General features: G+C 63.6%; 25 protein-coding genes. 13 read left to right on the forward strand and 12 right to left on the reverse strand.

The window, feature by feature from the left end:
- The first annotated feature begins 74 nt into the window (after positions 1 to 74).
- The 12 genes from GZ64_RS19860 (at position 75) to GZ64_RS0109765 (ending at position 10,380) form a co-directional block, all read left to right on the forward strand.
- Positions 75 to 545 (forward strand): hypothetical protein, encoded by a 471-nt coding sequence (locus GZ64_RS19860; protein WP_136025418.1) that lies wholly within the window; start codon positions 75 to 77, stop codon positions 543 to 545.
- A 79-nt stretch (positions 546 to 624) separates the two neighbouring features.
- Positions 625 to 1,290, forward strand: coding sequence for a DsbA family protein (locus tag GZ64_RS0109715; protein WP_029266226.1), 666 nt, complete (start codon positions 625 to 627; stop codon positions 1,288 to 1,290).
- The gene (locus tag GZ64_RS0109720) at positions 1,290 to 2,279 is read left to right on the forward strand and encodes a flavin-containing monooxygenase (protein WP_029266228.1); all 990 of its coding nucleotides are present in this window, start codon (positions 1,290 to 1,292) and stop codon (positions 2,277 to 2,279) included. Before GZ64_RS0109715 ends, GZ64_RS0109720 begins: the two co-directional genes overlap by 1 nt.
- Before the next feature lie 10 nt (positions 2,280 to 2,289).
- Positions 2,290 to 3,204 (forward strand): cation diffusion facilitator family transporter, encoded by a 915-nt coding sequence (locus GZ64_RS0109725; RefSeq protein ID WP_029266230.1) that lies wholly within the window; start codon positions 2,290 to 2,292, stop codon positions 3,202 to 3,204.
- Entirely contained in the window at positions 3,197 to 3,889 is a 693-nt protein-coding gene (locus GZ64_RS0109730; protein ID WP_029266231.1) for a copper resistance CopC family protein, read from the forward strand. Before GZ64_RS0109725 ends, GZ64_RS0109730 begins: the two co-directional genes overlap by 8 nt.
- Positions 3,882 to 4,418 (forward strand): signal peptidase II, encoded by a 537-nt coding sequence (locus GZ64_RS0109735; protein WP_029266232.1) that lies wholly within the window; start codon positions 3,882 to 3,884, stop codon positions 4,416 to 4,418. The genes GZ64_RS0109730 and GZ64_RS0109735 overlap by 8 nt, the downstream gene beginning before the upstream one ends.
- A complete protein-coding gene (locus GZ64_RS0109740; RefSeq protein ID WP_029266233.1) occupies positions 4,415 to 4,750 on the forward strand; it encodes a DUF6804 family protein in 336 nt (111 codons plus the stop codon). Before GZ64_RS0109735 ends, GZ64_RS0109740 begins: the two co-directional genes overlap by 4 nt.
- A 25-nt stretch (positions 4,751 to 4,775) precedes the next feature.
- Positions 4,776 to 5,726 carry a cytochrome c oxidase assembly protein gene (locus GZ64_RS0109745; protein WP_029266234.1) on the forward strand — a complete coding sequence of 317 codons (951 nt, stop codon included), beginning with the start codon at positions 4,776 to 4,778 and terminating at the stop codon, positions 5,724 to 5,726.
- Between the two features lie 70 nt (positions 5,727 to 5,796).
- Positions 5,797 to 7,320 (forward strand): apolipoprotein N-acyltransferase, encoded by a 1,524-nt coding sequence (gene lnt, locus GZ64_RS0109750; RefSeq protein ID WP_051667918.1) that lies wholly within the window; start codon positions 5,797 to 5,799, stop codon positions 7,318 to 7,320.
- On the forward strand, positions 7,317 to 7,820 hold the full coding sequence (locus GZ64_RS0109755; RefSeq protein ID WP_036331304.1) for a DUF3515 family protein: 504 nt from the start codon (positions 7,317 to 7,319) through the stop codon (positions 7,818 to 7,820). Before lnt ends, GZ64_RS0109755 begins: the two co-directional genes overlap by 4 nt.
- A 74-nt stretch (positions 7,821 to 7,894) precedes the next feature.
- Positions 7,895 to 9,721: a cytochrome c oxidase assembly protein gene (locus GZ64_RS0109760; protein ID WP_136025419.1), complete on the forward strand. Its 1,827-nt coding sequence runs from the start codon at positions 7,895 to 7,897 to the stop codon at positions 9,719 to 9,721.
- The gene (locus GZ64_RS0109765) at positions 9,718 to 10,380 is read left to right on the forward strand and encodes a copper resistance CopC family protein (protein ID WP_051667920.1); all 663 of its coding nucleotides are present in this window, start codon (positions 9,718 to 9,720) and stop codon (positions 10,378 to 10,380) included. Before GZ64_RS0109760 ends, GZ64_RS0109765 begins: the two co-directional genes overlap by 4 nt.
- 501 nt (positions 10,381 to 10,881) lie before the next feature.
- Here the strand turns inward: GZ64_RS0109765 and GZ64_RS19080 are convergent.
- From GZ64_RS19080 to GZ64_RS0109800, 7 genes are all read right to left on the reverse strand, one after another.
- A complete protein-coding gene (locus GZ64_RS19080; RefSeq protein WP_231479860.1) occupies positions 10,882 to 11,349 on the reverse strand; it encodes a signal peptidase II in 468 nt (155 codons plus the stop codon).
- Entirely contained in the window at positions 11,346 to 11,954 is a 609-nt protein-coding gene (locus GZ64_RS0109775) for a cadmium resistance transporter (RefSeq protein ID WP_029266243.1), read from the reverse strand. Before GZ64_RS0109775 ends, GZ64_RS19080 begins: the two co-directional genes overlap by 4 nt.
- Positions 11,954 to 13,870 (reverse strand): heavy metal translocating P-type ATPase, encoded by a 1,917-nt coding sequence (locus GZ64_RS0109780; RefSeq protein ID WP_029266245.1) that lies wholly within the window; start codon positions 13,868 to 13,870, stop codon positions 11,954 to 11,956. Before GZ64_RS0109780 ends, GZ64_RS0109775 begins: the two co-directional genes overlap by 1 nt.
- Positions 13,867 to 14,226, reverse strand: a complete 360-nt coding sequence (cmtR, locus tag GZ64_RS19700; RefSeq protein WP_081859720.1) for a Cd(II)/Pb(II)-sensing metalloregulatory transcriptional regulator CmtR — start codon at positions 14,224 to 14,226, stop codon at positions 13,867 to 13,869. Before cmtR ends, GZ64_RS0109780 begins: the two co-directional genes overlap by 4 nt.
- A 267-nt stretch (positions 14,227 to 14,493) precedes the next feature.
- Positions 14,494 to 15,273 (reverse strand): cytochrome c biogenesis CcdA family protein, encoded by a 780-nt coding sequence (locus GZ64_RS0109790; RefSeq protein ID WP_029266247.1) that lies wholly within the window; start codon positions 15,271 to 15,273, stop codon positions 14,494 to 14,496.
- Between the two features lie 16 nt (positions 15,274 to 15,289).
- Positions 15,290 to 15,940, reverse strand: coding sequence for a TlpA family protein disulfide reductase (locus GZ64_RS0109795; RefSeq protein WP_029266249.1), 651 nt, complete (start codon positions 15,938 to 15,940; stop codon positions 15,290 to 15,292).
- Positions 15,941 to 16,941: 1,001 nt separating this feature from the next.
- Positions 16,942 to 17,547: an HAD domain-containing protein gene (locus GZ64_RS0109800; RefSeq protein WP_029266251.1), complete on the reverse strand. Its 606-nt coding sequence runs from the start codon at positions 17,545 to 17,547 to the stop codon at positions 16,942 to 16,944.
- A 459-nt stretch (positions 17,548 to 18,006) separates the two neighbouring features.
- Here GZ64_RS0109800 and GZ64_RS0109810 point away from each other — a divergent pair, with 459 nt between their 5' ends.
- Positions 18,007 to 18,684 (forward strand): hypothetical protein, encoded by a 678-nt coding sequence (locus tag GZ64_RS0109810; RefSeq protein WP_136025420.1) that lies wholly within the window; start codon positions 18,007 to 18,009, stop codon positions 18,682 to 18,684.
- 173 nt (positions 18,685 to 18,857) lie between these two features.
- On the opposite strand, the gene GZ64_RS0109815 is transcribed toward GZ64_RS0109810, so the two are convergent.
- The 5 genes from GZ64_RS0109815 to GZ64_RS0109835 form a co-directional block, all read right to left on the reverse strand.
- Positions 18,858 to 20,024, reverse strand: a complete 1,167-nt coding sequence (locus GZ64_RS0109815) for a 5-methylcytosine restriction system specificity protein McrC (protein ID WP_168441073.1) — start codon at positions 20,022 to 20,024, stop codon at positions 18,858 to 18,860.
- Positions 20,025 to 20,161: 137 nt separating this feature from the next.
- Positions 20,162 to 21,406, reverse strand: coding sequence for an AAA family ATPase (locus tag GZ64_RS0109820; protein ID WP_081859722.1), 1,245 nt, complete (start codon positions 21,404 to 21,406; stop codon positions 20,162 to 20,164).
- Positions 21,352 to 21,909, reverse strand: coding sequence for a hypothetical protein (locus GZ64_RS0109825; protein WP_029266261.1), 558 nt, complete (start codon positions 21,907 to 21,909; stop codon positions 21,352 to 21,354). Before GZ64_RS0109825 ends, GZ64_RS0109820 begins: the two co-directional genes overlap by 55 nt.
- Positions 21,910 to 21,911: 2 nt before the next feature.
- Entirely contained in the window at positions 21,912 to 22,934 is a 1,023-nt protein-coding gene (locus GZ64_RS0109830) for a DNA adenine methylase (protein ID WP_051667921.1), read from the reverse strand.
- The gene (locus GZ64_RS0109835) at positions 22,912 to 23,994 is read right to left on the reverse strand and encodes an adenine-specific methyltransferase EcoRI family protein (protein ID WP_051667923.1); all 1,083 of its coding nucleotides are present in this window, start codon (positions 23,992 to 23,994) and stop codon (positions 22,912 to 22,914) included. The genes GZ64_RS0109830 and GZ64_RS0109835 overlap by 23 nt, the downstream gene beginning before the upstream one ends.
- Between the last annotated feature and the right edge of the window lie 140 nt (positions 23,995 to 24,134).

Genomic DNA, 24,134 nt, shown 5'->3' on the forward strand with positions numbered 1-24,134 from the left:
AGTCCAGGAGGCCTCGTCCACGAGGGTGCGTACCCGTACGGTTTGATTGTCGAGGCTGGTAACATCCTCGTGAAATGATCACGTCTGGCCGGTCTCGTAACCAGGCGGCGTCTGTTGACAAGCTCCTGATAACGAAGATCATTACAGGCCTTGGGTTGGCCCTGCTCTTGATTGTCGGAGCATGGTCCGGTGGTCATCGCGACGCGGACGCCTCTCCATATCTCACTGCTACCTCGACTGCATCGATGGAAACCGAGCTTACGAGCTATGGTGCGGTTGGCTCGTCGACGCATGGTTCTGGTGGCGCCTCATCGGAACGGCTCCTGATAGACGGCGCCTCCGCGAACGCACTGATCGGCCTTACAGGGTGCGTGTTTGGCCTCGTCTGCTCCTTCCTGATCCTCATCGTCGCTCGAGCCTTCGTAAATCGCGTGCCGAACGGAAATCGCGAGCGACTTCCGCGCATGCCCGAGATGAGGGCCGCACCCGACCGCCCGTTTGCACGAACTCTTTCCCTCACGCAACTCTCTCTGTCGCGCACCTGACATCGATCAGCCATCTCACGATGGCGCTTCACATTCGGTGGGGTTCACGTTCGTTGTGCTGTGTTGTGGTTGGAGAGAAATGAAAGCGTCTCAAAAGGCGATCCTCGTCACGGTGGGTCTCGTCGTTGTCCTCCTTGTCGTCGCGCTGGTGTACGTCCTTCTCAGTGAGAATCGGGCCTCCGCGCCCGAGACAGAAGGCAACGACGGCCCTCAGGTGGTGCGAGAGAATTCACATGTGCTCGACGATGGCGGCGACGCAGCGGTCACCGTGGTCGAGTTCCTCGATTTTGAGTGCGAGGCGTGTGGCGCCTTCTACCCGCTGGTCGAGGACCTTCGTGAGAAGTTTGATGGGGAGATCACCTACGTCATCCGGTATTTCCCGTTGCCTGGCCACTTCAACTCGAAGAACGCTGCGATCGCGGCAGAAGCGGCGGCCCAGCAGGGACGGCTGGAAGACATGTACCACCGCTTGTTCCAAACACAGGCCCAGTGGGGTGAGGCTCAGGAGTCGCGTGCGAACCTGTTCCGGGGTTTCGCTGTGGAGCTCGGGTTGGATATGGCTGCTTTCGATGAAGCGGTCGCGGATCCGGCGACCGCACAACGAGTGGAGTTCGACGTTGATGAGGGCGAGCGACTCGGCGTCAGCAGCACTCCGACGTTCTTCATCGACGGGGAGCAGGTCGTATTGGAGAAGTGGACGGACCTCGAGGACGGCATCGAAGCTGCGGTGAACGGGACGCAGTGATGGTGCGTTCGTTATCGCATCGCCGAGCGATTATCGTCGGGGCCGGCCAATCTGGATTGGCGATGGCGTCCGCGCTGTCGTCCTATGGGCTGGAGGCACAGAAAGACTTCGTCATCATCGATTCCGCGCCGACCGGTCAACGAAGCTGGGCAACCCGTTGGCACTCGATGAGGCTTCTCAGCGATGCTCGCAACAGCACTCTCCCCGGGTTCCCCTTTCCCGGGGACAATCGCCGTCATCCAGGCGGTCGCGAGATGAGCGACTACCTGGCTTCTGTAGAGAAGACGCTCGGCGTGAAACCTCTCTGGGGCGTTCGCGCTCTCGAGGTGGAACGCCGCGGAGACGGATCCACGTTGCACCTTTCGACGTCCATCGGGGACGTGCAAACGCGAAACGTTGTCTGTGCCACAGGATCTGCGGCAGTGCCCCGAGTCCCTACCTGGCGCCAGAATCTGTCGGCACCCGGAACGGTTCTACATTCCAGTCAGTACCTACACCCGGGCCAGATCCCTTCGGGGACCGTGTTGGTGGTCGGCGGAGGGTTCAGCGGCGTACAGATCGCCGAAGAACTCGCTCACTCGCGAGATGTCACTCTATCCACCCGAACAGAACGACCGCGGCCGTCAGCGCGATGGTCCATCTGGCCGAGGCTGCGCCGCAACCACTCGATTCGTTCCGGCCCCGCGCCCACCGCTCTGGCCGGCGTGAGCCACGCGCCCCCCGTCGTGGAGGCCGACGGAGCCGTCGTGACATTTGCCGATGAGTCGACGATGCAGCCGCACTCCATGATCCTCGCTACCGGCTACGAACCCGGCGACAAGTGGCTACCCGCCCCGGAACCCACCGGTGCTCGGACACAAGCCAACACACATATTCCCGGACTGTTCACGGTCGGCATCCCGAAGTACTCCCGAACCGGCGCAGACACGATTCCGGGGGCATGGAGTGATGCTGCCATCGTCGCCCCCAACATCATCGACCGCCCCTGAAAGGATCACCATGACAGAAGCAGGGCACTCGCACGGAGTGGGTGACGCCACTCCCCGCAATCGTCTGATCATCGCTTTCGCGATCACCTCCTCGGTCTTCGTCATCGAGGTGATCGGGGCGATCATCACCGGCAGCCTCGCACTACTCGTCGATGCGGCGCACATGCTCACCGATGTCACCGGGTTGGCTATGGCCGTCACCGCGGCGCATCTCATGAATCGCCCTCCCACCCCCAAGTACACCTTTGGCCTGCAAAGGACCGAGGTTCTCGGAGCACTCGCCCAAGCAGCGCTGCTCCTCGGGGTCGGCATCTTCGCGCTCGTCGAAGGTATACGGCGGCTCTTCGAACCCCCAGAGATCGCGTCAGGAAGCCTGCTGTTCTTCGGTATCGTCGGCCTGGTCGCCAACATCGCATCCATGCTCGTCCTGTTCAGCGGCCGCGGACGCAATCTCAACATGCGCGCCGCATTCCTCGAGGTCGTCAACGACGCCCTCGGCTCCGTAGGCGTGATCGCCAGCGCGATCCTCATCGCCGCTTTCGGCTGGTATCAGGCCGATGCCGTCGCCGGTATCTTGATCGCCCTGCTCATCATCCCTCGCACGCTCATCCTGTTGCGAGCATCCGGACGTGTGCTGTTGGAATCGACACCCCCGGGTCTCGATCTGGACGATGTCCGCCGCCACATCCTTGCCCTTCCGCACGTGGTCGCGGTGCATGATCTGCACGCGACTCAGGTCTCAACGGACCTCCCCACCCTCAGTGCCCACGTCGTGGTCGACGACACCGTCACCATGGAGACCTCCGCGGCGTTGCTGACAACTCTTCAGGAGTGCGTCAGCGAGCACTTCGCCGTCAGCATCGAGCACTCCACTTTCCAGATCGAACCCGAATCGCATCCCGGAGAGCACGACACCCATGCATAAGAACCTCCCCAGACGCACCGCCATTGTCTTATCCGCCGTGCTGTTGTCAGGAGCAGTCGTCGTCGCCACCCCGACGGTCGCTGTCGCTGACGACAACTTCGACTCGTCGTACCCCGTTGCCGACTCGACCATCAGCGGCTCGCCTGATGAGATCTCACTGATGTTCACGGGAACCCTCAACAACGAGGCCGGCACGACGATCATCGAGGTCCTTGATGAAGGCGGAGAAGACGTTGCTGTCGATTCGCCGACGGTGAGCGGTCAATCGATCACTCAGCATCTCTCCCCGGAAGCCGCCGATGGTCTGTTCACAGTGCGCTGGAAGACAGTCTCTGGGGACGGGCATCCGATCAGCGGGCAGTTCTCGTACACCGTCGGACAGCCCGGACCGAGTACGAAAACCGCGCCACCCGCAACGCCGAGCCCCAATCCCAGTCCCAGCCCGGAAGAATCCGACAACACTACGGAGGAGCCAGAGCCCGCTCCTGCCAGGCAGACATACGGTGGCACACCATCAGGCGGAGCAGAGTCCGAGATGCTGCCCGTGTTCTTCGTCGGCGGCCTGGCAGTGATTCTCGGGTTCGGCGTCGTCGGAGTGATTCTGGCCGGACGCCGGCGCCACCAGCAAGACCGTGCCCAGGCTTCTAGAGATACGGCGGCTGGGGAGGGGGGTCACGATGCGTGACCGGGCACGAAGGTTCGCCGTGGTGTTGATCATCGCCGCGATCGTCACTTTGGTCGATCAGGGAACCAAGGCCCTCGCTCTGAGCTCATTGAGCCAGGATCAGCGCATACCCCTGGTCGGCGATTGGCTCGGTCTTCAATTGGCGTTCAACCCGGGGGCGATCTTCTCGTTGGGCGAAGATGCGACCTGGGTCATCACTGTCGTCGGCGTCATCGCGACCACTCTGCTCGTGGGAGCCGCTACGCGAACCCAAAACGCATGGTCAGCAGTCGGCTTCGGTTTCATCGTGGGAGGCGCGATCGGCAACCTCATCGATCGCCTCTTCTCTCCCCCGTCGTTCGGAATCGGACACGTCACCGACTTCCTCGCCTACGGAAACCTCTTCATCGGAAATCTGGCCGATGTCGCCCTGGGTATCGGCGCCGTGTTCCTTGTGATCGCGGGTCTGCGCGCCAGTCGCCGACACTCCTCGCCTTCTCGCCCCGAATCCACAGATCCCGCACCAGCCGAAGAGATGGCCCGCCCATGAGCCCCAAACAACGTGTTCCCTCCACCTATCAGCGCAATGCTCTCGCCCCCAGCCTCGTCGCTGCCGCCATCCTGTTTCTCGCGCCTTTGCTCGTCCAGGCGGGCTGGGCGCCACTCGTCCTGTTTGTTGCGTCGATTTTCGGGCTGATCATCGCATGGTTCGCCGTGCAGGCCCGTCATTGGTGGTGGGTACCGATCTTCGTCGCGGTGGCTGTGCTCTGGAATCCGGTGATGCCCTTCCCCTTCTCCGGTGTCGTGTGGGAGATAGCTCAGCCCGTCGCCGCTGTGGTCTTCCTGGCGGCGGGGGCGACGATCAAGGTGATCCGGAAATGATCTGCGGGAACCTCGCGTCAACACCATGCTTGTGAGCGGCGCGATCCCCGACACTCCGCCAACGCTGCAGTCCTTGCTCGCGCCGGCGGATCTGACCATTCCTGTGTTGCCCGTCATCGCCGGAGTCCTTGCGGCCCTCTATCTCGTCGGAGCGGTCCGCCTATGGATGCATGGTCGGCGCTGGTCCGTCTGGCGGACCGTCAGCTTTCTTCTCGGATGTGTTCTCCTGGCGGCAGTCACTGGCCTTGGGGTAGAGGCGTACGGAGAAGTCCTTGTCTCTGTGTTCATGTTCCAGCAGCTGACCCTGATGATGACGGTGCCGCCGTTGCTGGTTCTGGGCTCGCCGGGCACTCTTCTCCTCCGAGCGACACCGCACCGTGGAGCCGGCCGGATGATCCTCACGGCAGCGCATACCGGTCTTCGGAGTCGCGCCGCCAGGTGGTTGCTCAGCCCGTGGTGCACGGTTCCCCTCTACCTGTTCGCCTTCTACGGCCTCTACCTCGCGGGCTCGGCGGACGTCATCCTCGCCCTGCCTGCCGGCCACGTCATGCTCGAGTTGGCGTTCCTCCTCGCCGGCGTGCTGTTCACCATTCCGATCCTGTCTTCGGATCCACTCCCGGTGAGGTTGGGTCACGGAGCGCGGGCACTCGATGTGTTCGCCGAAGCCGCACTCCACGCGTTTTTCGGAGTGTTTCTCATGATGGCCAGCACGATCCTGGTCGGTTCGTTCGTCGCACCCACGGAGGCCCTGGGCGTCGACCCCCTCGAAGATCAACAGCTTGCCGGCGCGCTGGCTTGGTCGTATGGCGAAGCGCCCACGGTGCTGATGCTGGTGTACGTGATGCACCGCTGGTTCCGCAGCGACACGGCCGCTGCTGCTGCTGCAGACCGGTACGTCGATCTGCATGGGAACTCAGAGCTCGACGCGTATAACTCCTACCTCAGCAAACTGAACTCTGATGACCCTCAACGTTGATGCAGTCGTGAGGCGCCCAATCGCCTCCCGCAGGAGGTGTAGTCGTCACATCGGGTTCGATCCACGCACCATGTCGACGGCAGTACCGTTGCCCGTTGCGATAGTCGCGTCCGCTATCGCCGGCGCCGCGCTGGATCTTGCGTACCCGGAGCTCGGCTGGTGGCCCGTGGCCTTTGCGAGTGTGACGATCGGCCTGTGGACACTGCGCGGGCGTTCGCTACCCGCGGCGTTCTTGGTTGCCCTCGTCTACGGGGCCGCGTTCTATTTCACCCACCTCGTCTGGGTCTCACGATTTCTCGGCCCCATCCCCTGGGTGGCGTTGGCCGGACTGGAATCGCTGCTCTTTGGTGCCGGTGGGATGCTGATTGCGCTCGCATATAGGGTGATGACCAGCCGCTCGCGGTGCGGATATTCCATGATCACGCCTGCGCTCATCGCAGGCGTGTGGGTGCTGCGCGAAACCGTGATGGGAACTTTCCCTTACACGGGGTTCCCCTGGGCGCGGATCGGATTCACCCTTACTCAAAGCCCGTTCGCGGAAGCCGCCTCCTGGGTGGGAACTACCGGGCTCTCCTTCCTGACGGTCCTCATCTGCGCGAGCAGCTTGGACGCACTCGCTCATCGACGACGGCGACCGGGAGCAGTCGCAGTTCTCGCTCTCACTGCCACCGCGCTCGCCCCCCTGTTCCCCACTACGCAGGCAGGTGCCATACGTGTCGGATGGGTGCAAGGAAACGGACCAAGCGGCTACTTCGACACCAAAGCACCCGGCGACATCATGCGGGCTCAGGAAGGGGCGACAGCTCCTCTCCTCGGTCGGGGGATGGATCTTCTCGTCTGGCCAGAAGGCGCAGTCGACGCGGATCCTTTCCAGGATGCAGACGTCACCGACCGGCTTGACCGACTCGTAGCAGACGCCGGCGCTCCGGTGTTGGTGAATGCGGCGACCGTGCGCGGCGACGATACTTTCAATACGTCGATCCTGTGGACGAGCGCCGGACCGCAGCAGATCCACGACAAAGCCAACCCCGTGCCTTTCGGCGAATACGTCCCGGACCGTTGGTTCTACGAGGCCATCGCTCCTGACCTCATCGGACTCATTCAGCGCGAGTACACGCCTGGCTCAAACACGCCCCTCGTGAACGTCGGCGGTGTTCCCGTCGGTCTGGCGATCTGTTTCGACGTCATCTACGACAACGTCATTGAGGACAGCGCGGCGAAGGGCGCACAACTGTACGTGTTCCAGACGAACAACGCCGACTTCAGAGGCACAGATGAGAACCTCCAGCAGCTCGCTATTGCGCGTATGCGCGCCATCGAAACCGGAAGAAGCATCGTGAACGTGTCGACGACCGGCACGAGCCAGGTCATCCGCCCTGATGGGACCCCACTTGCAGAGCTCGCGGTGAACACGCAAGGCGCAAACGTCACCGAAGTGCCCCTCTATACCGGGACCACGCCAGCGGTGGTTCTTATGCCGTGGATCGGGTGGGCGTTGAGCATGGGAACCGTATTGATGCTGCTCGTCACCACCGCTACTCGTCAGCAGCGAGCGGGCGAGGATTTCCGTTTTCACGAAGGGAACACGCTGTGAAGACAAAATCGCTCTCGCTTGGTGCGGCGTTCGGCGCGCTGCTTCTGCTCAGCGGGTGCGCTCCCACCGTGCATCTCGAGGCGGCTCCGAAAGCGAACGATCCGTTGTGCGCGGAGGTCACGGCCCGGCTACCCGACTCTATCGGTGATCAGGCGCGGGTGTGGACGGACGCGCAAGCCACTGGCGCATGGGGAAGTCCCACCAGCGTGCTGCTCACCTGCGGGCTGGACTCACCGGCTCCCACCACGCTGCAATGTGTGAGTTTGGGGGGCGTCGATTGGATCGTGGACGAAGCGGAGACACCAAATCTACGGTTGACGACCTACGGGCGGGAGCCCGCAGCGCAAGTGTATGTGGACACGACGACGTTGTCGGCCGACGCCGTTCTCCAAGCACTTGCCGGAGCGATTCAGCAGCTTCCGAAGAACGATGCGTGCACAGAACCGATCACGAAAGACCCTGACGAAGAAACCTCTTCGACGGAGGGAGCGACACCGTGACGCCTCCTATTCTCCGCGTCGCCGGGCTGACGATTTTCGTCGTCTCTGCAATCGTCGCCGTCGTCATCGGGCTGGTGATCGGCGGAGGAGCTGCACCGAGGCTGACCAGCGACCCCGGCGCGGTGGTTCGCTGGGGCCTCCCGGTCGCGAAACTACTCGTCAACCTCTCTGGCGCTGCAATGGTAGGACCACTCGTGTTCGCTCTGTTCGCTCTCGCATCCGGCACGAAGCCCTTCCTCACCGCGCTCAATCTTGCCTCGGCGGGTGCCGCAATTCTTACCGTCGCGAGCGGGACGGTCACCTTCCTCACCTTCCTGTCCTCGTTCAACCCGAAGGTGAGCCTGGAGGCAGAGTTCGGCGCACAACTGGGCCGTTTCCTCCTCGACACCGAGCTTGGAAGATCTTGGCTCATCACCGCCATCTTCGCGTCGGTCGTGACCGTGCTCGCATTCGCGGTGCGCGGCTACGGTGCCGTGCTCGTCACAACGATGCTCGCGATCATCAGCCTGATTCCGATGTCCACTCAGGGGCACTCCGGGGAACTGGCCAACCACGACGCGGCAGTCATGTCTCTCACCCTGCATATCGTTTCGGCGGCGGTGTGGCTCGGCGGGCTCACATTGCTCATCGTGATCCGTCCGGGCCTTCCATCGTCCACCCTCGAGGACATACTCCGACGGTACTCGACGTTGGCACTCATCGCCTTCGTCGTCGTCGCCGTATCGGGGTATGCCCGGGCGCTCACTGCCCTCGGACGATGGGACGACCTCGTCACGCCGTATGGGCTGATCCTGCTCGCAAAGATCCTCGCGCTGGTGGTGATGGGCATCCTCGGAGCCGCCTACCGCGGTCGACTCATCGCAAAAGCGGGCGAGGGCCGCAACACCTTCTGGATGTTCGTGTGCGTCGAGCTGGCATTCATGGGTATCGCAAGCGGCGCCGCCGCGGCCCTTGCCCGAACAGCCGCACCCGCGGACACGATCACGATTCCTCAGACCACGGCCGCGGAGATCCTCACCGACGCCCCAGTCCCGCCAGAATTCACGACGGAGCGATGGTTCACGGCGTGGAGCATTGATCTGCTGTGGGTGATTGTGGGAGGTTTCGCGGTGTTCTTCTACCTTGCCGGGGTGGAGCGCATGAGACGTCTCGGGCAGCCTTGGCCGATGCGGCGCACCATCGGCTGGGTGATCGGGATGGGCGCGCTCGTGTGGACCACCAGTGGCCCGCTCGCTGTGTACGACGAACCTCTGATCAGTATGCGTTTCCTCTCTTTCGCACTTCTCGGCCTCGTCATACCGGTACTTCTCGTTTCCGCTGCGCCCCTCGTGCTCGCACTCACCGTCATACATCCTCGGGACGACGACAGCCGCGGAGCTCTCGAATGGCTTCTGTGGGTTGCCGCCAGCCGAACAATTCGGCTGGCGCTCAACCCCATCATCACCGCCATACTGTTCACCGCCACGATGTGGCTGATCACATACTCGGACCTCTTCCGATGGTCGCTTTACGACCAACTCGGAAGCGAATGGATGATCACGCACCTCCTCGTTATCGGGTGCCTCTTCGTCAGTTCGCTCTTCCGGCGCAATGGCGCCGTGCCCGCTCCCGGGCGATCTCGGCGGTGGACCTTCACCGCACTCATCACTCTGACTCTGACGACGGTGTTCATCGGCATCGCCACCATCACCCGAACAGACCTCATCGTCGCCGAGTGGTTCGGCGCCATGGGACGGAGCTGGGGATCCACCCCGCTCCAGGACCAGCGCGTCGGAGGAATCATCATCGTCGGAATCGCGGCTTTGCTCGCGGCCCTGATCGCAGCCTCGGTGCTGCGCCCCCAGCGCACAAACTCAGTTACCCTCCCCACGCACACCTCCCGAAAGGACGCATCGCGGTGACCTCGACCCGACGCCCGACCTGGCTCGCCGGCAGCATCATGACCCTGATTGCCTTGAGCATCATCGTCGCCCCCGCACCCGCGGCCATGGCGCACGATAACCTCCTCGACGCGGTACCCGCGCCGGAAGAGACGGTGACACAGCTCGACGCCGTCGCCCTCACCTTCAGCGGAGAGCTCATCGACTTCAGCCAGGCCAGCTTCGCGCAGGTCCAAGGCCCCGATGGTCTGTACTACGAGAGCGCGTGCTCGACTATCGACCGCAACGTCCTCACCACTCCGGTGAGACTCGGAAAACCTGGTGTCTACACCGTCCTCTGGAACGCGGTCTCCAGCGATGGGCACCCCATCTCCGAGAGCTACACGTTCACCTACGCACCGACAGGCGTGGACCCCGAATTCGGGTGGGACAAACCAGCATGCGGAAATGAAGAGTCCCGCGCTCAACCCGGTAAGTCGACTCCGTCGCCTACCCCCACAACGAGCGGTGAAACGGAAAACTCAGAGCCGTCGTCGGCACCGACATCCCCACCCCAGGACGAAACCACAGCCATCGCGATTCCCCTCATCATCGCCGTAGGCGTGGTCGGAGTTGGCGTCATCGCCACAGCTCTCGTCGCACGACAGTTGCGCCGAAAGAAGGATCAGCGCCATGACTGATGTACGGACCCCGGCCATCGGGTCGCAGCGACGACGCAGTTACGCGCCGACCATACCCAGCGCGAATCAGTCACATGTGGCGAGGTGCCACGGAAGCGGCAGCCCCCCAGGAGACGATGGACGCGCGAACACGTTATCCATGCGACTGAAAGAAGGGAAAGCGTGAACGCCCACATCGCGAACGAAGCAGCTGCATCATCCGAGGACTGCGGGTGCGCGCCCACCCCCGCTGAACGCGACTCCTTCTGGAAGCTGCGCATCAGCCGGCGCGGGGCGCTCGGACATCGCGCCCTCAGCGCCGTTGCTCTCGCCAGCTTCGGCATCACCTCCGGCGTGTCCGCCCCGTACGCGGCGTCCTATCTCGGTTGGGACGATTTCCAACGAGTCAAAAGCAACGAAGCGGCCAAAGCCGCGGAGGTCACGCGCGTCGGAGGGCTGGTCCAGTCGCTGCCGCAGAAGGTCGCCGAGACTAGGAGTGCGCCGCGATCGCCGCTGCGAAGATCACGATGTCGGCGATGTTCCCGATGAACCAGTTCCCATAGGCGAGGAAGTCCACGACATGTCCGCGGGCGAATCCAGGCCCCGAAAGAGACGATCGCCTGCGTGTGATGCTGCAGCTCCGCCGAGCGCGCCGACGATGATCGCCCAACCTGGGCGCTGAACTCGGAGTGCGAATACGATCGCTGCGATGGTGGCGGCGACGGCGAGTAGCGCGAAGACCCAGGTGTAGCCCTCCCCGAAGGAGAATGCCGCTCCGGGGTTGTAAGCAAGTTGCAACCAGCCAGGCCGCCCGATCAGGGGGATGCGCTCGCGTGCGGTGAGGCTTGCTTCCGCCCACATTTTCGTTCCCTGATCGATCAGAACAACAACCGCGGCGATCAGCAGCGCTCCGCCAGTGAGTTGCCAGCGCTGTGCCGGCGACAATTTCCGCGGAGCGGACGGGCGAGCTTCTGCCTCGGGCGACGTCATGCGAGGACCTCAATCAGACGAACGATGACGCCGGATTCGATCAGGATGAACAGACCCAGACCGATGAACACGGCCGGGACGAGCCAGTGCTCGACGCGTTCCAGCCCCTCAGTGACAGCCTTGTTGGTGCCGATCAGCCGTCCAGCGGCGCACCAGACGGCGACGAGAACGAGGAACACGACGATCATGACGGCGACGTCGCCGGGTGCGGTGGTGCGGAAGATCGGCGTGTACAAAGAGATATTGTCCGCCCCATTGGCAATCGTGATCCCCGCAACACCCCACATTCCAACCGCGGTGATCTTGGCGTCGTCGTCATCGTCATCGCCGTTGCGGCGCAGGCCGGCGACAAGCGTCCAGATACCGATGCCGAGCGGGATCAGGCCGAGGAAACCGACCCATTCGTCCGGGACGATCGTGAGGCCGAGCGCGGCGATCACGCTGATCACGACGAGGGCGATGAACCCGAGGTACTGGCCAGCGACGATCTGCCAGGGCCGGGGCTTCCCCCGGCTTGAGGCGAGGAACAGCACGGTGAGCACGACGATGTCGTCGATGTTGGTCGCTGCGAACAAGCCGATCGCTGATCCGATGGTTGCGAGCATCAGCTTTCCAGCCGCGGAGTGTGTGCGCGGGCGGCTCGCAGCCCGTTGAGGATCACGATGACCTCCGCGACCTCGTGGACCAGGACGACGGCCGCGAGCCCCAGCACTCCGAAGAGTGCGAGCGGGAGCAGTGCCGTGATGATCAGCAGCGACAGGATGATGTTCTGGTTGATGATCCGTCGCCCTCGGCGGGCGTGATCGAACGCCCGTGGGATGAGGCGGAGATCATGGCCGGTGAACGCGACGTCCGCGGATTCGATCGCCGCGTCGGAGCCGGTCGCGCCCATCGCGATACCGATGTCCGCGCCAGCGAGGGCCGGAGCGTCGTTGATGCCGTCGCCGATCATCGCGACCGCCCCTGCCTTCGACAGCTCACCGATCGCGGCCGCCTTGTCTTCGGGGCGCATCTCGGCTCGCACGTCAGTGATGCCGGCCTGCGCAGCCAGTGCACGAGCGGTGCGGGTGTTGTCGCCGGTGAGCATCGTCACGCCGATGCCCTGTCTTGTCAGCGTCCGGACCACGTCGGGGACTTCGGGACGCAGCTCGTCGCGAACGCCGATCGCGGCGACCGGGGACCCGTCACGGTGCACGATCACGACGGTCATGCCCTGCTCCTCGAGCCCCGCCACCCGGTCCGTCAGGTCGTCGGCGTCCAGCCAGCGGGGGCTGCCGACGGTGATTCTCGATCCGTCAACGGTGCCGTCGATGCCGTGCCCGGGCTGCTCGGTCACATCGGCAGCCGCCAGAGTACCCGGGGCCGCTGCGGTGATCGCGGCAGCCAGAGGATGCGTGCTGTGCTGCTCTAACGCTGCCGCCCACGCCAGGGCCTGAGCCTCCGTCACGCCGTTCGCGGTGAGGACGGCGGTGACTGCCGGTTCGTTGCGGGTGAGTGTGCCGGTCTTGTCGACGGCAACGTGGCGGACCGTACCGAAGCGCTCGAAAACAGCACCGGACTTGATGATTACACCGAACTTGCTCGCCGCACCGATCGCGGCGACGACCGTCAGCGGTACCGAGATCGCGAGCGCACACGGAGACGCCGCAACGAGTACCACAAGCGCGCGGGTGATCCACACCTCAGGATCGCCCAGCACCGAACCGATGATCGCGACGAGCGCCGCGAGGATCAGAACGCCTGGCACCAGCGGTCGGGCGATCTTGTCGGCTAGACGAGCACGCTCACCCTTCTCCGTCTGCGCCTTCTCCACCAGCTCAACGATCGTGGTGAGCGAGTTGTCGCTGCCGGCCGCAGTTGTCTCGATCTCCAGTGCACCGACACTGTTGATCGCGCCGGCCGAGACCACATCGCCGGGCTCGACCTCGACCGGGATCGATTCGCCAGTGATAGCCGATGTGTCCAGGCTGGAGCGACCGGAGCGGACGATCCCGTCGGTCGCGATCCTCTCGCCCGGTCGGACAACCATGACCTGACCGACCATCAACTCTCTCGCCTGGACGTGCACGGCAGTGCCGCCCTGCAAGACGGTCGCTGTCTCCGGTACGAGCTTGAGCAGTGCACGCAGCCCGCCGCGGGCGCGGTCCATCGCCTTGTCCTCGAGTGCCTCAGCGATGGAGTACAAGAACGCCAGGGCCGCGGCCTCCTCCACGTAGCCGAGGACGACTGCTCCGATGGCGCTGATTGTCATCAGCAGCCCGATGCCGAGTTTGCCCTTGAAGAGCTTCCGAATCGCACCGGGCGTGAACGTCGACGCACCCAGCAGTAGGCCGATCCAGAACAGTACCAGCGCCGGGATCTCCTGACCCGACCACTCGAGAATCAGTCCGACCAGGAACGCTATGCCGGAGAAAACAGGCACCATGATCCCGCGGTCTCGCCACCAGGGCTGCTCGACCGCGTCGGATTCTTCGTCAGCAGTACTAGAGGGCTCGTGCTCGCAGCCGCACGCCGCGCTCACGCGTCCACTCCCGTCGCGCAGCAACCAGCCACCATGCACGCTGAATCCACGCACGGCGCATGCGCGTCGACAGCCAGCGTCACATCGACGAGCGCGACGAGGGCCGCTGCAAGATGCGGGTCGGCGATCTCGTAGCGGGTCTGGCGACCTTCAGGCTCGGCGACCACGATGCCACAATCGCGTAGGCATGTCAGGTGGTTCGAAACGTTTGAACGGGTAAGGACCAGGTCCCGCGAAAGCACTGCAGGATAACTGGGTCCTTCGAGCAGAGTCATCAAGATCCGTGAGCGCGTGGGATCTGCCATCGCCCGGCCAAGCCGGTTCATCACGTCGATACGGGAAGTAATAGTCAGCACACACTGACTGTACAGCAGTGGATGACCAATCGCTAATGGGCTGCCCACTCCCCACCCCGCGGGCGATGCGCGAACAAGCTTCCATCTCATTCCCTACTCGGTGGCGCCACGACCGTTGTGGGTCGCCAGTCGATCCCCGATGACTGCAACCGCAGGATCCCGCCGTTGACATCGTCTGCACCAAACCGATCGGGGCTGCAGGCATCGGCGGCCATCGAGAGGCTCTCCTCGGAACTCACCGCTTCACTGTCCGCTGCCTCGCCAGTCTTAGAGCGGAAGGATGACGGTGCCCATCACCGCCGTCAGCCGGGACATGATGTCGGTCCAGATTCCGCTTACCATCAAGGCGCCCAGCGCGAGGAGCAGCACCCCGCCGATGGCGTTCACGACGCGGATGTGTCGGCGGAGGAACCCGATTGTCTTCGTCGCCCATCCGAATCCGAGAGCGACGAGCAGGAACGGGATACCGAGGCCCAGGGAGTACGCGAGCCCGAGGAAGCTGGCACGCACGGGATCGCCGGCGTTGAAAGAGATCGCCACGATGGCGGCGAGGGTCGGGCCCATGCAGGGTGCCCAGCCAATGCCCAGCGCGATGCCCAGGAGCGGGGCACCGACAATGCCGTACTTGGAATCGATGTGAAAGCGCAGCTCACGTTGGGCGAAGCCGAAGAAGCCGAGGAACACGAGCCCCATCATGATGATGATCACACCGAGGATCCGTGTGATCAGGTCACCCCACTGCAGCAGGAAGACGCCCACCGTGCCGCTGAGTGCCGTGATGAACACGAAGACGATGCTGAACCCGAAGATGAACAGCAGCACTCCGAACAGTAGCCGTCCTCGCGACGGCGATCCGGCATCCCCGGTTGTTGAGCGAGCTCCGCGAGATGCAGCGCCTCGCGGAGCGGCCGTTCCCCCGAGGAAGCCGAGGTAGCCCGGGACGAGAGGGAGCACGCATGGGGACAGGAACGACACGAGTCCGGCGAGCATGGCGAGAGGGATTGCGAGCCAGAGCGCGCCGGATCCGATGATCGCTTCGGGATTCATAGCGTCGCCGAGATCGTCACGACGACTCCGCGAGGGCGTCCTCGACGAGTGTGGACAGGATTGAGGTACCCTCGATCGGACCGATAATGCGCGCGGCAACACGGCCCTGCTTGTCGAGCACCAGAGTGGTCGGGGTGGCGGCGATCGGAACGACTTTGGCGAAGGCGAGCTTGGCCTCCGCCGTGTCGGCATCGATCAGGCTCGGATAGGTGACACCGAACTCGTTGGCGAATGCGGCGGCGGTATCGGCCTGATCACGGGTGTTGATCCCGACAAACGAGACGCCGTTCCCTTTGTATTCCTGCCAGACGCTCTCCAAGTCGGCCGCCTCGACACGGCAGGGTGCACACCCGGCGTACCAGAAATTAACGACCACAACCTCGCCTGCAAGGTCAGCGCTGTCAAGCTTCTCGCCGGTCTCTGTGATGCCGCCGAAGTCGACAGGGTCTCCACGGTCAGCCTCAGGGATCTCTACGATCGCACCGTCGCCGGAGACAAAGCCCGTGTTTTCTCCGCTGAGAAACGATTCACTGACCGGATCGGGCGCGCAGGCGCTCAGGCCGACGATGAAGACCGCGGCCAGCGCGGCTCCGACCGCACGGAGAGAAGCACGGTTGCGGCAAGAACCACCGGGACGAGTTGCATTGACCGTTGGGGCGAGTGGCACAGTTTTCAATTTACGGGGCGTTCCTATGCGTGACCCCGAAGCCCAGGACGCCCGGCACAACCACTGACCGGACCCGATGACGCCGCGCTCTGCGACCGCGTCGCACAGGCGACGATCCTGACGACAGGCCCGGGCGTGCGCGCCCGCAGCTCACTCACCGCGCCGGTATGGAATGGCGCCCCGCCCCACATATACATGACGGTCCCGAGAACCGGGGATACCCATCCGAGCCACGCGGCTCCCGCAGCGAGTACCCGCGCAGCATCGCGAACAATATTCAGGGTATTCCTCAGTCTAGGCTCCGGGGTCCATCTCCCGCCGAAAACGATCGTCTTCGGCAGTCACCTGGGCGCACTGCTGCAGCGTACGACACGCTGACGAAAACCCACCGCAACCCTCTGCCGAACCCAATACGCACGGAAACGACAAGTGAACAGTTTTGGCTGAATCGCACAACGGCGTGGCCACCGAGCATGGGTGACACATGCTGTCAGCAATGCCAGGCGTGGCACGCAAAGCGGGGTTGTGCCACTTCAACGCGGTTCCGACAGTTAAGCTCGTGCTCAGCCCCATCTCACTTCAAGGGGTGTGTTTCTAACCGCCGATATTCACAGTTATCCGAACTATCGGCGCGAAGCCCCATTTTTCGGGGTTGAGAGCGAAACGTACGGACCGTTCCAGGGGCGGAGCTCAATTCAGGCTCCAGCGGCGGTGCTCAGTCGCCTGAGCCGTTGGGCAACACCCCTTTGCGGAATCCTGGTTGATGGGCCGCGACGTCGCTACGCGCCGCGTGGAACATGCACGCGGCCACAATGAGCGTTAGGCATACGCTGCACGTGTTTACGAGCGCTACGGCGGCACCCAACCACATCTCCCGGACCGAGCATTCGGGGCGGCTGACGTCCCGCGAGTCAGCAGACCTTGACCGCCCGAATGACAGCGCCACCTTTGCCCCGCATCCTCAGCGGCACGACTGGCTACTGGCCTCGGCAAAGGCGCTATTAGGGAGCGTCCTCATTCAGCCAGCTTTCGACCCGCTGCAGATCGCGCGGCAGGAGCCCCGGCAAGGACCTTGTCCGCAGGAGCAGGCGCTGATGATTCTGTTGCGGTCCCCATGGGTCGGCCTTGATGCCCACGTTCCCGATTTCATCGTCGATCCATGCGAATCGCGCCGGCTGCACACGGTCAAGAAGCAGTTCAGCGGCCCGACGCTTCCACCACCACTCGGAGTTCGAGTCGAATGCGATGCTCTGGTCAAAGCGTTGGTCGATGATCGTCTTACCCTCGCGAGTATCCACCGAGGGATGATCTGCGCGATGAGGCATCAGCCCGTCGAGACCGAGCGCAGCCTCGAACTCGTCGAGTAACCACGGCTGCTCCAGCCAGGTAGTCAGCCAGGCGCCCTGGACGTCCGAGCGAGCGAGGATCGCTCGAAGCCTTCCGACCACCAGCGGCCTCCAGCGGATCTTCCACCTACCGACTTCCGCCACGGCCAGTTGCTCTCCGCGAGTGTTCTTAAAGCCGTTGAGCACGCCATCGATGTCCAAGGCGATCAGCGTCACCGTGCGCTCGCTCGGCGTCAACGACGTGACGCTCGGCTGGTCCATTTGTCCATCCCTCACATGGCGTTAATACCACTCGCAGAAAAGGCAAAGCTGCCAATTCGCAGAGTCGCGACGTGCAAAAATGGCGGACTCATTGATACATGAGTAGAAATCCTTTCGGAATGCATCCCGCACTCCACGAAACTTGTGGTTTTAGTCCGCGGCAATGACATATCGTTCAGCTCATGGCACGAACCAACGGAGGGCACGGCGACGGTTCACGACCGACACACGAAGACGTGCAAGCCCTCGTCGACGCCATCGTCCGCTTGTCGGATGACCCTGCATGGCTCATCTCTGCACAGTTCATGCACACGCCGCAGGAGGAACCTCATCGCAGTCGCACGCCAAACTCGAATGCATGGCTCGTAGACGGAGGCGACGTCGAGACGGTTATGAAGATTATCCAGACCGTCGGGCGGCGTTGATCCGGCCGGCAACCCCAAAGATCAAGGAGCACTCGTGACAGGGAACGCATGGCGAGATGAAATGGATCCCTTCCAAGTTCGCATCATCGATGAAACGGCAAAGAGGTTTAGCGATACTCAGGCCCGGCTGACAGGCGACGACCACGCACGGTGGGACAGTCTTCCTCCAGACGCGAAAACGAACGTATCGGACCTCGTCGCTGCTGTGTATATCGCGCACAGTCAAGCACTTGCGGCGATCGTGCCAGAGGCCGGAGAGTTGGTCAGTGGCTCTCCGCAAAGGGCCCCCGAGGCATGCGGATTTGATGACGAGGACTATGACTCAGCGGATGACGAGTACGAGCACGGAGTGGACGATGAGCTCGACGTCATTCTAAGCTCGCGCGGCTGGAGGTCTGCCCGCACGGATCGTAGTCTGCGCCATGACGGCTCAGACCGTTGGTGCCTGCTGAAGCCAGGACGCGTGCAAGTCTTCGTGAGTCCCGTCGTTCGCCGCGGCTTCGAAGTCATGATCTGGGTTGGCGGCGAGTTGTTGGAGCCACAGCTGTTTGAGATCGACACGGCAGCTTTCATCTCCGTCGTTCCTGCAATGGAGCAAGCTGTGGAACGAGCGTCGTTGCGGCAACTAAGCGATGCTGACCTACTGGCCTCGGTTGTAGAGGCTGCGAACCCTGTCATGCGACAGCAATCGGGTAACGCAAGTAGCGAGTAACACCGTTACCAGCGTACGGACAGTAAGCGCCAATATCCCGACTCTAGCGAGCGCTCTGGCTGAGTTTGAGCATCGTTCTCGATGACATTGGCGCGTGTTCCGCGTTCAGAAATCCACGTGAGTGAACGGACGGCGGCCGTTCACGGTGGTGGAGTCGAGGATAACGACCGGTCTCATGGCGCCTCAGGAGGGCTCATCTCGGGCGGAGGAATCAACTCGCCGTCGAGCCAGGCGCTAATCGTCTCGATGAGCAGCTGAGGGCCGTCCGGATGAGCCAACGCCATGAGGTTGAGCGGCAGCGCGGTCAGCTCGATGTCCTCGCTGCCCAGAGCTGACGGCACGCGCCACACGGTCGGCTCAGCACGCTCGGCCACTGGGTACGCCAAGGAGACCCTGCGACAGCCCAGGACGTGGCCCGCGGTGAGGACCTGATACGTGTCCGGGGCCTTCGGGCGTGATCCAACGCGCTTGTACTTGGAGTCGATGACGGCGACCGCCGCGCTCTGATGGTCTCGAAAGACGACATCGGGGGTGGTTTCAAGTCGCGAGCCGTGCCCTGCGATGACCTCGCCGAACTTCGTCGTGTGCTTGCTCACCCGCTCGCCGCGGGAACTCGCGGCTCGGGTGCACAGCCAGTACACGTAGTTCTCGTAGATCGCATCGGAGTTCCAGAGAAAGCCCGACAGAGCGTGCTCACCGCTGGCGTGATGGACGCCCGCACCCTCAAGTAGGAGGAGCCCCACGATTCGTGCCGGCTCGAGCCCTTGGTGCTGTGTGCCCAGCACGATCCGCTGCGCGTCGAGGAGGTGAGGCGGCCTCCGGTCTACATGAGATAGCCCAGCGGCGATTTCCCTCATCGCGCGCGACCGGCCGGGGGCCTTCACGATCGCAGCAAGGCAGTCCGCTGCCCACCGCAGCAGCCGTGCAAGTGAGGTGTCGTCGGTGAGGAGGTCGGCGACGTACGGGAGTTCCCAGGGGCGTGAGATCCACCGGTCGAGGCGCGCCACATCGAGGCTCCCGCGCAGCACCGTTCCGGACGATGCTTCGGTCCAATAACCGCGAGGCAGGCCGCGTGCAGCGCCCTTCGCGTATGACGTCAGAAACATCTCGGCGAGGAGGTCGGGGAGCGAGAACTCGGCCAGTTCGTGTGCGGTGGTGAACGCGTCGTCGACATGCCCGCCCTCGACGATCGAGAGGATGCGCCAAAGCACGGTCTGCCAGCTGCCCTCGACCGTGCTAAGAAACTTCGGAGCGATCTCGATGTCGGTGCTTCCGACCCTGACGAGCCCGGTGACCGCCTCTGCCCGCAGCAGTATGCGACCGTCGCCGACGTCCTCCACCCGGATGGGATCGCTCGCGAGACCAAGCGCGCGTCGCCAGCGCTTGTTCGCCTCGGTCAGAGCGACGAGGTCGATCTCATCAACTCGATGCACCGCCGGGGCACCGTACTCCTGGAGTCGGATTCGCGGCGACGCGACTACCGAGCCAGCCACCTGAAGGATCGTTTGATCGTGTCGAGCGGGAGCTCGCTCGTCCGGACCGGCGCGAGGGCACGGGCCTGCGCAGTCCCACTCTTCGACGCCCGCAGGGTCCACGCGTAGTCGCCCGTCGGGGGCGCCGTGTCGACGTGGAGCAGCTGCATGAGCTGCTCGGGCCGTCCCGAGTATCGATCCTCGAGCTGTGGGAAGAGCACGTCGTCCCAGGTTTTCGACAGGCTTCGCCAGGCGTCGGTCTCTGAGATCGGCTGCTCGGATTCGTCGGCGGGCGTCACCGTCGCCGGAATCGGCGTCAGGAGCCCGTGGCCCAGCTCGAACTCCGAGCCGAGGTCGGAGGCGATGACCACGTTGAGCCGATCGAGCAGGAGGTATGCGGTCTGGAACGGGTCCAACGTCTCCAAGTTGTCCTCAGTCGGCGTCGGGATCGCCGTCGTGTCCAGGCCCCAATGACCGGCGAGGGCGTCAAGGTCCGGCCGCATCTCGATCCGGTCGAACCGGCGCGCGAGCGCGCTGTCGATCGGGACCGCAGCGCGATCCACGCTGTTCATGGTGGCGACGACGTAGACGTGCCTCGGGAAGGTAAAGCCGTCGGGGATCGTCGTTGACGCCCCACCCGGCCGATGGAGCTGCTCGCTTGCACCGTCGGCAAACGTCAGCTGTCGGAGCGGCACTGGGAGTGGGACGCTGCCGCCGTCGCGGTAGTCGAAGTCTAGAAAAGTCATGAATTCGCCGAAGATGCGTGCCGCGTTTCCGCGGTTCACCTCGTCGATGAAGATCACCACGGAGTTGTACTTTGAGTCGTCGTCCGCGAGCTCGATCGCCGCATCCAGGAACACGCCGGCCCACGGCTCGAGGCGGGTGCCCTCGGCGTCCATGGCCGGCCTGAGCCCCAGGACGAAATCCTCGTAGCCGTACGACTGATGGAACGTGGTCCACACGACCTTCGCCGGGAGCGGGATCGTGATCGGCTGCTTGGGTCGGCTGAAGGGCGACGCGGCGTCGCTGGGATCGAACAGGATACCGCGGCTGCCTTCCGGAGGCTCCTGCAGCGACTGGAAGAGCTGGCTGATGAGCCGCGTCTTGCCGGTTGCCGGCGGACCGTAGAGCAACACGTTTCGTCCGGCGCCCCACGACGCAAAGATGTCATCGATCTTGTCAGCCACGCTCCACCTCACCCCGCATCGATCACTCCGCCCACGGTCTTGCCCTGCGTGTACAGATCCCATGCCGGGTCGTTCCTCGCCATGGCAGTGGGGCGGACGCCCTTGGTGAAGCCAGCGTAGTAGTCACCTTCAACCGTCTTCGCGATGTAGATGCGCAGGCCGCCCTCGGGGAAGAACGGACGCGCCTCCTCTTTGTTCCGCACATCGTCCGGTGCCGATGGGAATCCGCGAGCGACGGTCCACGCCGGATGGCGTTGCGAGTTCGGTTGTTGCCGGTTCTGCCGCGCGATCCGCATCCGTCCGCCCGCCTTACGCTGAAACTCAATCGGTCCTGAGATCCCCGGCACGCCAGCGACCCCGGCCTGGATTGTGATCGCAGGCAGGGCGTCCACGTTCGTTCCGGCCACCCCCAGAAAGTCGAGCGTCTCGGGCACGATCGACGCCGGGACCTCGATGTACAGCGAACCGCCACCGCCGCGAATCTGATAGTGGCGCTCGATGTTATAGAACTCGCCGGGTTGGACGTTTCGCCACCAGATGCGCTCGATGTTCAGCTTCTGCGCCATGCTCAGAAGACCTCCACGTGATAGAGACGTTCCAGCACGGATCCGTCCTTGACTCGGTCGTTGCTCCGGTAGCGGAGATGCGGCTGCTCGTGCACGGTGACCTTGCCGAAGTCTCCCAGGATCGAGAGCAACTCTTCCCCACTCACCTGTCCATCCTCACTGTAGGAGATGAACACGTGGCGAGCATCGAGCCGCTCCATCGTGGCCCGGAAAGCGCGACCGGCGCTGCGGCGGTAACAGAAGTCCGAGGCCTGGTCCATCCACGGACGCAGTCCGCCGTCGCCTGCTGCCACCGGCTCGTCCTCCTGGGCGAGGGTCTCGAGGACGTGGTAATTCCCGGCATACTGGCGCTTCGTGTACGGCGGATCAAGATAGACCGCCTCCGTTCGGAGCGACGACGCCAGATCCTCGACGGAGCCCTGCAGCACGGTGTGCTCGCCCGGCGTGGTCTCGAACTCGAGCGGCTCGAAGGTGAGCGGGCGAAGGGCAGTACTCGATAGCGTCTTGCGGAAGTACCCGTAGGTACCGCTGATGTTCGCTACCTTGTTCGTCGCGAGCAGTAGATGCTGGAGCAGGACGCTGTGTTCGAGCTCAGTGAGCGAACCAGCCGCCCTGAGCTCGAGAATGCCCGCACGCACGCCGTCGATGTGCGCGGCGTTCTCGGCGGAGAAGTAGAGCCTCGGCGCCCGGCCGTTTGCTGGGGCACCCGCGGCTCCAAGCTCGCGGGAGAAGTACCCCCGTCGAGGCTCGGCGGCGCGCATCCACTCGAGTGCCTCGGCGTAGCCACCGAACACCTTGAACTCGGGAGGCTTCTTCGCGAGCAGCCGCGTGCGCGCGTGAATTACCGGGAAGGTGAGCGCATCCGAGGCCGTGACGTCGTAGCCGGCACGAGCGAGCGCGAGCGACACGGAGGCCGTTCCGCACATGGGGTCCGCGATGCTCGACCCAGCAGGGACGATTTCCGCGATCTCGCCGACGATCCAGTCAGCGAGCTTGGTCTTATTACCGAGGTAGCGATACGACACGCGCGTCCAATCCCCGATTCCCGCCCGAAAGGCGCCGGTTTCGCACGACGATCCGGTCGTACATGCGTCGATAGCCGCGCGGTGTCGGCAGGTAGAACCGTGGGCCGCCCTGCTGGTAGGTGCCCTTCTCGGCGATCTGGGACATGGGCTGGCCCAAGGTCTTGCTCGACCCGACGATCTCGAACTGCTCTGGGTTGTACTTGTCGATGAACGTGATCGGGACGCCCATGAGGCCGGCGTAGTCGGACGGAATATCCGCGGTTTTGCCGACCTCGATTGCGTCGAAGTTCGCGTAGCGCGGATAGTCGGCCTCGCGGTATCGCTTAGTCAGTTCGAGGTCTCGGTGCCGCTCGTCATAGTCGAGGTTGGTGAACCAACGAACGCCCTTGACGCGAATGTATCGGTTTCCCTCCGCATCAACCCGGGTCCCTGCAGCCTCAAGCGGGTAGTCGGCTGGCACGCGAAACTCGCGGTCGCCGCTGCGGATGCTCGGGCCGTACCACATCTGGTTGTTCTGGAAGAGCGGGAATATCTCCTTGTAGGTGAGCGCGTTCATGTTCCCGAGGATGATGAACTGCTTGTCGTGCTCGACGAGCTGGGCGACGAACTCGCGGAACAGCGAGAATGGCGGGTTCGTGACGACGATGTCCGCTTGGCGCAGCAGCTCGACGCTCTCGGCGCTCCGGAAGTCGCCATCGCCCTTGAGAGGACGCACGCCGATCTCGTTGGCGTCCGGCACGCGGTTGCCGTTCTTGTCGCCGTCGTACTCGAGCCAGACAGCGCGCGAGGAGTCGCCCCGGCTGAACTGGCCCGGATCCTCGCTCTGGTAGCACGTGGCGATGAGTCGCTTCAGGCCCAGCGCCTCAAAGTTCTCGGAGAAGTAACGGAAGAAGTTGCTGACCCTTGGGTCGTCGCAGTTGAGGTAGACGACCTTGCCGGCGAAGTGTTTCCGGTAGTGACTGAGCTCCTTCTCGATGTCAACCAGCTGGGTGTAGAACTCGTCCTTCTTGGCCCCCCTCGCCGCTGACAGATTGCCATTCGCGGCAGTGATGAGCGTCATCGGCCTGCCCCGTCGAGCTCGAGGTGCGATTTCGCGCAAGAGATTGACCGCGTCATAGTTGCGACGATACGGCGGGGGTCCGACTGCGCCTTGATGGCGCGGCGCGAGCTGGGCTGGGGCATCCACTCAGTGTAATGCTC

The organism is Microbacterium sp. Cr-K32, from assembly GCF_000708345.1.
GTDB classification, from domain to species: Bacteria; Actinomycetota; Actinomycetes; order Actinomycetales; family Microbacteriaceae; genus Microbacterium; species Microbacterium maritypicum_A.